Origin of the sequence: Kitasatospora sp. NPDC056181 (assembly GCF_042266225.1) — a bacterium.
In the GTDB taxonomy this organism is placed as follows: domain Bacteria; phylum Actinomycetota; class Actinomycetes; order Streptomycetales; family Streptomycetaceae; genus Kitasatospora.
Window position 1 is genome coordinate 1 of sequence record NZ_JBHJUK010000256.1, and the last position, 7412, is coordinate 7412.

At 73.7% G+C, this 7412-nt stretch carries 5 protein-coding genes and 1 pseudogene; 5 read left to right on the forward strand and 1 reads right to left on the reverse strand.

Annotated features, from left to right (window positions below):
* Positions 1-156: 156 nt before the first annotated feature.
* Positions 157-1350 carry a low temperature requirement protein A gene (locus ACFC1F_RS42080; RefSeq protein WP_376166956.1) on the forward strand — a complete coding sequence of 398 codons (1194 nt, stop codon included), beginning with the start codon at positions 157-159 and terminating at the stop codon, positions 1348-1350.
* A 263-nt stretch (positions 1351-1613) separates the two neighbouring features.
* Here ACFC1F_RS42080 and ACFC1F_RS42085 read toward each other — a convergent pair.
* Positions 1614-2489, reverse strand: a pseudogene (locus tag ACFC1F_RS42085) (LysR family transcriptional regulator); the annotation flags it as partial.
* Positions 2490-2739: 250 nt separating this feature from the next.
* Between ACFC1F_RS42085 and snpA (ACFC1F_RS42090) the strand changes: the two are divergent.
* The 4 genes from snpA (ACFC1F_RS42090) (at position 2740) to ACFC1F_RS42105 (ending at position 7276) form a co-directional block, all read left to right on the forward strand.
* Entirely contained in the window at positions 2740-3390 is a 651-nt protein-coding gene (snpA, locus tag ACFC1F_RS42090; protein WP_374106153.1) for a snapalysin, read from the forward strand.
* 249 nt (positions 3391-3639) lie between these two features.
* Positions 3640-4269: a snapalysin gene (snpA, locus tag ACFC1F_RS42095; protein ID WP_376166960.1), complete on the forward strand. Its 630-nt coding sequence runs from the start codon at positions 3640-3642 to the stop codon at positions 4267-4269.
* Between the two features lie 114 nt (positions 4270-4383).
* Positions 4384-5040 (forward strand): pentapeptide repeat-containing protein, encoded by a 657-nt coding sequence (locus ACFC1F_RS42100; protein ID WP_376166958.1) that lies wholly within the window; start codon positions 4384-4386, stop codon positions 5038-5040.
* Positions 5041-5203: 163 nt separating this feature from the next.
* The gene (locus tag ACFC1F_RS42105) at positions 5204-7276 is read left to right on the forward strand and encodes a phosphocholine-specific phospholipase C (RefSeq protein ID WP_209415873.1); all 2073 of its coding nucleotides are present in this window, start codon (positions 5204-5206) and stop codon (positions 7274-7276) included.
* Positions 7277-7412 lie beyond the last annotated feature (136 nt).

Below are 7412 nucleotides of genomic sequence, written 5' to 3' on the forward strand. Positions count from 1 at the left end.
CCGGGGACGGCTCCGGCCCCGCGGGTGGCCCGCGCCGCCCGGCCGCCGCCCGGCCGCCGCAGGGCGGCCGCGCCGGTGCGTGCGCCCGGCCCGGGCCGCTGCCAGGATGCGGCGGGACGGCGCAGCCCGCCCGTCCCGGAGCCCGGAGACCCGACCATGACCAGCGAACCCGCCGCAGTCCACCGTCCGCACCACGCAGACCGGCACCCGGTGCGCCGGATGGTGCCGCGCAGCCGGGACGAGCCGCACCGGGTGGCGACCCCGTTGGAGCTCTTCTTCGACCTCTGCTTCGTGGTCGCGGTCGGCCAGGCTGGCCGCGAGCTCGCCCACGACCTGGCCGCCGGCCACTACGGCGACGGCCTCACCGGCTACGCCCTCGCGTTCTTCGCGATCTGGTGGGCCTGGATGAACTTCACCTGGTTCGCCTCCGCGTACGACTGCGACGACGTCCCGTACCGCGTCACCACGCTGGTGCAGATCGCGGGCGTGCTGATCCTGGCGGCCGGCGTGCCGCGGATGTTCGCCGAGCAGGACCTCACGCTCTCGGTGATCGGGTACATGGTGATGCGGCTGGCCATGGTCACCCAGTGGCTGCGCGCGGCGGCCAGCGAGGAGGGACAGGCGCGCGCGGTCGCGCTGCGCTACGCGGTCGGGATCACGCTCTGCCAGATCGGCTGGGGCGTGATGCTGGTGCTGCCGCACGACGTCCGGCCGTACGTGATCCCGCTGGGCATCCTGGCCGAGCTGTCCGTGCCGGTGATCGCGGAGCTGCGCCTCCAGACCCCCTGGCACCCGCACCACATCGCCGAGCGGTACGGCCTCTTCACCCTGATCGTCCTCGGCGAGACGGTGGCGGCGGCGACCGTCGCGGTGCAGTCGGCGGTGGACGAGCACGAGGGTCTGGGCCGGCTGGTGCCGGTCGCCGTCGGCGGCCTGCTGGTCTGCTTCTCCGCCTGGTGGATCTACTTCGCCCGGCCGGTCCACGACCACCTGCGTTCCAACCGGCAGGCGTTCCTCTGGGGGTACGGCCACTACCTGGTGTTCGGCTCGGCGGCGGCGATCGGGGCCGGGCTGGAGGTGGCGGTGGAGTCGGCCGTGCACAAGGCGCACGTCTCCGAGGCGGCGGCCACCGCGACGGTGACCGTGCCGACCGCGCTCTACCTGTTCACCGTCTGGCTGCTGCACGCCAGGCACGTCAAGACCGGGGCCGAGCAGGCACTGCTGCCGGCCGCCGCGGTGGCGGTGCTGGCGTGCACGGCGGCCGGCGGCTCCGGCGTCCTGGCGGCGGGCCTGGTGAGCGCGGCCACGGTCGCGCTCGGCGTGACGATGCACGCCCGCGGCGGGGCATGACCGTCCCGTCCCTGGAGGCCGTCCCGTCCGGGGCGGGTGTCCCGGCCGGCGTGGCCGTCCCGGCCGGAGGAGGGGCGGGATCCCGGCGGCTGCCCGTCGCCGGGGTCCCCGTCGGGGGAGGGGCCGATCAGGTGGTGCAGCGTCCGGTCCTGCCGGGAGAGCCAGGCCCGGTAGGCCGGGTTGGCCTGCGCCAGGTCCAGGTAGGCCGCGCGCAGCTCCCCGTACAGCGCGTCCAGGGCCGGTGGGCCGAGTGCGCGCGGCCGCCAGGCGAGCAGTAACCGGACGGCCAGCGGGTCGCCGTGCACCGGGCGGACGACCGTGCCGGGGCCGGGGGCGGAGGTCGGCTGGCAGGGGCGGACGGCCTCGCCGGAGGCGACCAGCTCGGCGGCGGTCGCGTTGTCGCGCACCTGCACCACCCGGGGGTTGAGCCCGGCCTCGGTGAAGACCCGGCGCATCGCCGCGTACTCGTGGTCGGCGGTCGGGTCGACCATCCAGGTGTCCTCGGCGAGGTCGGCCAGGTGCACCACCGGGCGGGCGGCGGCGGGGTGGCCGGCGGCGAGCGCGACGAACTGCGGCTCCCGGGCCATCAGCACCCGGTGCTCGGCGTCCGCCGGCACCCGCAGCGGGAAGCCCTCGCTCTCGTGCACGAAGGCGACGTCCAGCTGGTCGGCGGCGACCATCCGCAGCAGGGCGTTGGCGGAGACGTCGATGTGGATGGTGGTGTCCGTCTCCGGCAGCCGCTCGTGCACCCGGCGCAGCCAGGCCGCCACCGCCCGGCTGCCGACGCTGCCGATCCGCAGTCGGCGGGTCCGTTCGCCGCTGGCCGCGTCCCTGGCCTCCTGCCGGGCGGCGGCGACCAGCGCGGCCATCTCGGCGATCACCGGCCGGGCCCGGGACAGCACCGAGTGGCCGAGCGCGGTGGGCCGGCTGCCGGTCTGCTCGCGGGTGAACAGGGTGCCGCCGACGGCCCGTTCGATGCGGTGCAGCTGGGTGGTGAGGGAGGGCTGGGTCATGCCGAGGTGCAGCGCGGCCTTGCGGAGGCTGCCGCTGTCGGCGATCGCGCACAGCACCCGGAGGTGTCTCACGTCGAGCTCCACATCGGGAGCATAACGGGCGAATGGGTGTGACGCCAGGGACATGACAGGGGATGCCCGGGGGCGGCCGGGGGCGCCCGGGGGCGGCCCACCTCTCCCGGGCCGTCCGGTCCCCGGCCCCCGCCGTCCGGTACCCGGAACCCCCGCCGCCCGGGGGAGATTGGCCCGCGCTATCGCCGGTTGACATCATCCGCCGGGCCGCCGCCCTGACCGAAGCTCTGGGGCAGCAGGATTCATCCGGTGCCCCGCGGCAGGCCCCCACCCGCCGCGGCGCTCGCACAATCGGAGCCCCCACATGAACCGCATGTCGCGGACGCTTTCCGCTGCCCTCGGCCTGGCCCTCGCCGCCGGCGTCGCCGCCCTTCCCACCGCCGCCTCCGCCGCACCCGCCTCCGGCGCCGCGGCCGTGCAGCACTACACCCCTGCGGCGGCGCAGAAGAGCGGCGGCAAGGCCGACAACCAGGCCTTCTTCGAAGCCGTGATGAAGTCGGCGCGCGCCAAGCAGGCCGCCACGCCGTTCCTCAAGGCCGTCGTGGTCACCTACGACCCCAGCAACGCGCCGTCGTTCTCCTCCGAGATAGCCCGGGCCGCCCAGATCTGGAACGGCTCGGTCAGCAACGTCCGGCTCCAGGCCGGTTCCAACGCCGACTTCTCCTACTACGAGGGCGACGACCCGAGCAACGGCTCGTACGCCAGCACCGACGGCCACGGGTCCGGCTACATCTTCCTCGACTACACCCAGAACCAGCAGTACGACTCCACCCGGGTCACCGCCCACGAGACCGGGCACGTGCTCGGCCTGCCGGACCACTACTCCGGCCCGTGCAGCGAGTTGATGTCCGGCGGCGGCCCCGGCCCGTCCTGCACCAACCCGTACCCGAACAGCGCCGAGCGGCGCCGGGTCAACACCCTCTGGCAGAACGGGCTGGCCGCCACCGCGCGCTGACCGCCGTTCCGTTCCACGCCGACCAGGCACCCCTTCACCCCGCACCGCGGTACCCCTGCGCGCTGCGCACCCGCTCCACCGCGCACCCGCTCCACCGCGCACCCGCTCCACCGCACACGCACACCGTGAGACCGCGCACCCCCGCACCGCGCACCCCCGCACCGCGCACAGTTCACCCGTTCACCCGTTCACCGCGGCCCGCCCCGGGCGGCCGCGGCCCCCGCGAACAGGAGCCCCCACGTGAACCGCATGTCCCGCACGCTCTCCGCCGCCGTCGGCCTGGTGCTCGCGGCCGGCCTCGCCGCCCTGCCCGCCACGGCCGTCGCCGCACCCGTGGCGGCGCCCGCCGCACCGGTCCAGGGCTACACCGCCGCCGCGGGCTACGCGGGCTCGGCCGCCGAGGACGCCGACAACCAGGCGTTCTACGAGGCCGTGATGAAGTCGGCGCTCGCCAAGCAGGCGGCCACGCCGTACCTCAAGGTCGTCTACGTCACCTACGACGCCAGCAGCGCGCCGACCTTCCGCAACCAGATAGCCCAGAGCGCCCAGATCTGGAACAGCTCGGTCGGCAACGTCCAGCTGCGTTCCGGCTCGGCCGCCGACTTCCGCTACTACGAGGGCAACGACTCGCGCGGCTCGTACGCCAGCACCGACGGGCACGGCCGCGGGTACATCTTCCTGGACTACCAGCAGAACCGGCAGTACAACTCCACCCGGGTCACCGCCCACGAGACCGGGCACGTGCTCGGCCTGCCGGACCACTACTCCGGCCCGTGCAGCGAGCTGATGTCCGGCGGCGGCCCCGGCACCTCCTGCACCAACCCGTACCCGAACAGCGCCGAGCGCAGCCGGGTCAACTCCCTCTGGGCGCGCGGCTGATCCACCGCCCCGGCACGCAACGGCCCGGCCGCCCCCGTGGGTGGCCGGGTCTGTCGGTGCCGCGTGCGAGCATGCGGGCGAGACCCGTCCACCGACCGCGAGGTGCCGTCCGCCATGCCGCTCCCCGTCCCCGACCGCCTCTCCGACCTGCCCTACGCCCACTTGCTGACCCCGCACAGCGGGCCGCTGCGCAGTGACGAGCGCTACGACACCGTGCACTTCGACGGCGGCGAGTACACCGACCAGCGGGCCGGCGGCGCGACCTTCCTGGAGTGCGCCTTCACCGGCGTCGCGCTGAGCGGGGTCAAGCTCCGCCAGGCCCGCTTCACCGAGGTCTGGGCGCAGGCCGGCCGCTGGGTGGGCTGCGACCTCAGCGAGTCCGAGTGGCAGGACAGCACGGTCACCGGCGGCGTGCTGGCCGGCGTCTCCGCCCACGGATCGGCGTTGCGTCGCACGGTCTTCCGCGGCTGCAAGCTGGAGGCGGTCAACCTGCGTGCGGCCGTCCTGCGTGACGTCGTCTTCGAGGACTGCCTGCTGCGCGACGTGGACTTCGGCGACGCCCGGCTGACGGACGTCTCCTTCCCCGGCACCACCCTGGAGGAGGTCCGCCTGCGCGGGGCGAGGCTCAGCAAGGCCGACCTGCGCGGCGCCGTCCGCCTCGGCCTGCCCGACGGTCACCAGGGCCTGAAGGGCGCCGTCATCAGCTCCACCCAACTCCTCGAACTGGCTCCCCAGTTCGCCCACGCCCTGGGCATCACCGTGAAGGACTGAGTCCGGGCGTTCAGCCGGACGTCGCCCGGTGACGACGGGGCGAACACTCCGCCAACCCTGACGAGGCCCTCTGGTGGGGAGGTCCGGCGGGGTGGAGGATGCTGCGCGATCGGGGGCCCAACTTGTGTGCACAACATCGCCAGCGAAGGGACGGGCCGGGCTGATGGCCGAGCTGAGTCGTAGGAAGTTCGTCGCACTGTCGGGAGCGGCGGCGGCCGGTCTGGCCGTGGCCGGGACCACCGGCGCGGGGGCGGCACCGGGCACGCCCGCCGCCGCGCCGTCGGCGGCGCTGTCGCAGACCGGCACCATCGCGGACGCGCAGCACGTCGTCATCCTGATGCAGGAGAACCGCAGCTTCGACCACTACTTCGGGATGCTGCGCGGCGTGCGCGGCTTCGCCGACCGCAGCGCTATCCAGATCGCCGGCGGCTACAGCGTCTTCAACCAGCCCAACGGCCTGGGCCGCCAGTACCCGTGGCAGTTCAGCCTGACCAAGCCCGCCGGCGGGGCCGACCCGGAGCGGCTGGCCCAGTGCAACGGCGACCTCGCGCACGGCTGGAGCGACCAGCACACCGCGTGGAACGGCGGCAAGCTGGACTCCTGGGTCCTCGCCAAGGGCAACGTCCGCACCCTGGGCTACCTCACCCGCCAGGACATCCCGTTCCACTACGCGCTCGCCGAGAACTGGACCGTCTGCGACGCCTACTTCTGCTCCGTCCTCAGCGCCACCGGCCCCAACCGCACCTACCACTGGTCCGGCCAGATCGACCCGGACGGCAAGGCCGGCGGCCCCGCGTACGACGGCGGCGACGAGAAGGGCCTGCGCTGGCAGACCTACGCCGAGGCGCTGGAGAACGCCGGCGTGAGCTGGAAGGTCTACCAGAACGCCGCCGACAACTACGGCGACAACGCGCTCGCCTACTTCACCCAGTTCAGCTCCGCCCCGGCCGGCAGCCCGCTCGCCGTCAAGGGCATGGGCTCCGTGCCGAAGGCCACCGGCCGCACCCCGGACGACATCGTCGCCGCGATCAGGGCCGACGTGCTGAACGGCACCCTCCCGCAGGTCTCCTGGATCGTGCCCAACCAGGAGGTCTCCGAGCACCCGTACGCCACGCCGGCCGACGGCGCGCACTTCGTCCACAACGTGATCGACGCCCTCAACGCGAACCCGGACGTCTTCAACTCCACCGTCCTCTTCCTCAACTACGACGAGAACGACGGCTTCTTCGACCACGTCCCGCCGCCGGCCGCCCCGGCCGGCACCCCCGGCGAGTTCTACGGCGGCAAGAACCTCGGGCTGGGCTTCCGCGTCCCGATGATCGCCATCTCGCCCTGGACCCGCGGCGGCTGGGTCGACTCCGAGGTCTTCGACCACACCTCGGTCCTGCGCTTCCTGGAGAAGTGGACGGCCGCCCTCGGCAAGCCGGCCACCTGCCCCAACATCAGCGACTGGCGCCGGAAGGTCTGCGGCGACCTCACCGGCCTCTTCGACTTCGCCAACCCGGTCTACGGCCTCCCGGCGCTGCCCGACACCTCGCAGACCATCGGCCTGTCCGCGTGCGGCCCGCTGCCCAACCCCGCCCCGGTGAACAACCAGCTCCCGCTGCAGGAGTCCGGCACCCGCCCCGCGCGTGCCCTGCCGTACCAGCCGAACGCCAACCTGGACCACCTGGAGTTCGGCTCGGCCGGGGCGATGAAGGTCTGGATCAGGATGGAGAACGCGGGCGCGGCGGCGGTGAAGTCGGCCCACTTCGCCGCGTACGCCAACGCCTACCGCGGCGGCGGCCCCTGGCAGTACACCGTCGACCCGGGCGGCAACACCAGCGACTTCTTCAACTGCGGCACCGGCTTCGGCGGCGGCCCGTACGACCTCTCGGTGGTCGGCCCCAACCGCTTCCTGCGCCGCTTCAAGGGCGACGCCACCAAGGCGGGCAAGAACGCGGCCGTCACCGCCTCGTACGCCGTCGAGCCCGGCACCGGCAGGCTCGCGGTCTACTTCAAGCTCGCCAACACCGGCGCCACGCCGCTGACCTTCACCATCGCCTCCAACAACTACCGCACGGACGGCCCCTGGACGTACCAGGTCCCGGCCGGCGGCAGCGTCACCGACTTCTTCAACGCCGTCGCCTACACCAGCGGCTGGTACGACTTCACCGTCACGGTGGACGCCGACACCACCTGGTCGCAGCGGTTCACCGGACACCTGGAGACCGGTACGGCCAGCGTCAGCGGCTGAGCCCCTCCGCCGCGGGGCCCCGCGGCCCAACCGGGGCCGCCCGGCCGGGGGGGGGGCCCACCCCCCCCGGGGTGGTCTGGGGGGGGGGGGGATATTAAAAAAAAACAGCCCACCCAAAAGAATGGGTTAAAGGAAT

Coding starts and splice junctions, on each gene's coding strand:
- ACFC1F_RS42080 (WP_376166956.1), top strand. CDS start 157: ATGACCAGCGAACCCGCCGCAGTCCACCGTCCGCACCACGCAGACCGG.
- snpA (WP_374106153.1), top strand. CDS start 2,740: ATGAACCGCATGTCGCGGACGCTTTCCGCTGCCCTCGGCCTGGCCCTC.
- snpA (WP_376166960.1), top strand. CDS start 3,640: ATGTCCCGCACGCTCTCCGCCGCCGTCGGCCTGGTGCTCGCGGCCGGC.
- ACFC1F_RS42100 (WP_376166958.1), top strand. CDS start 4,384: ATGCCGCTCCCCGTCCCCGACCGCCTCTCCGACCTGCCCTACGCCCAC.
- ACFC1F_RS42105 (WP_209415873.1), top strand. CDS start 5,204: ATGGCCGAGCTGAGTCGTAGGAAGTTCGTCGCACTGTCGGGAGCGGCG.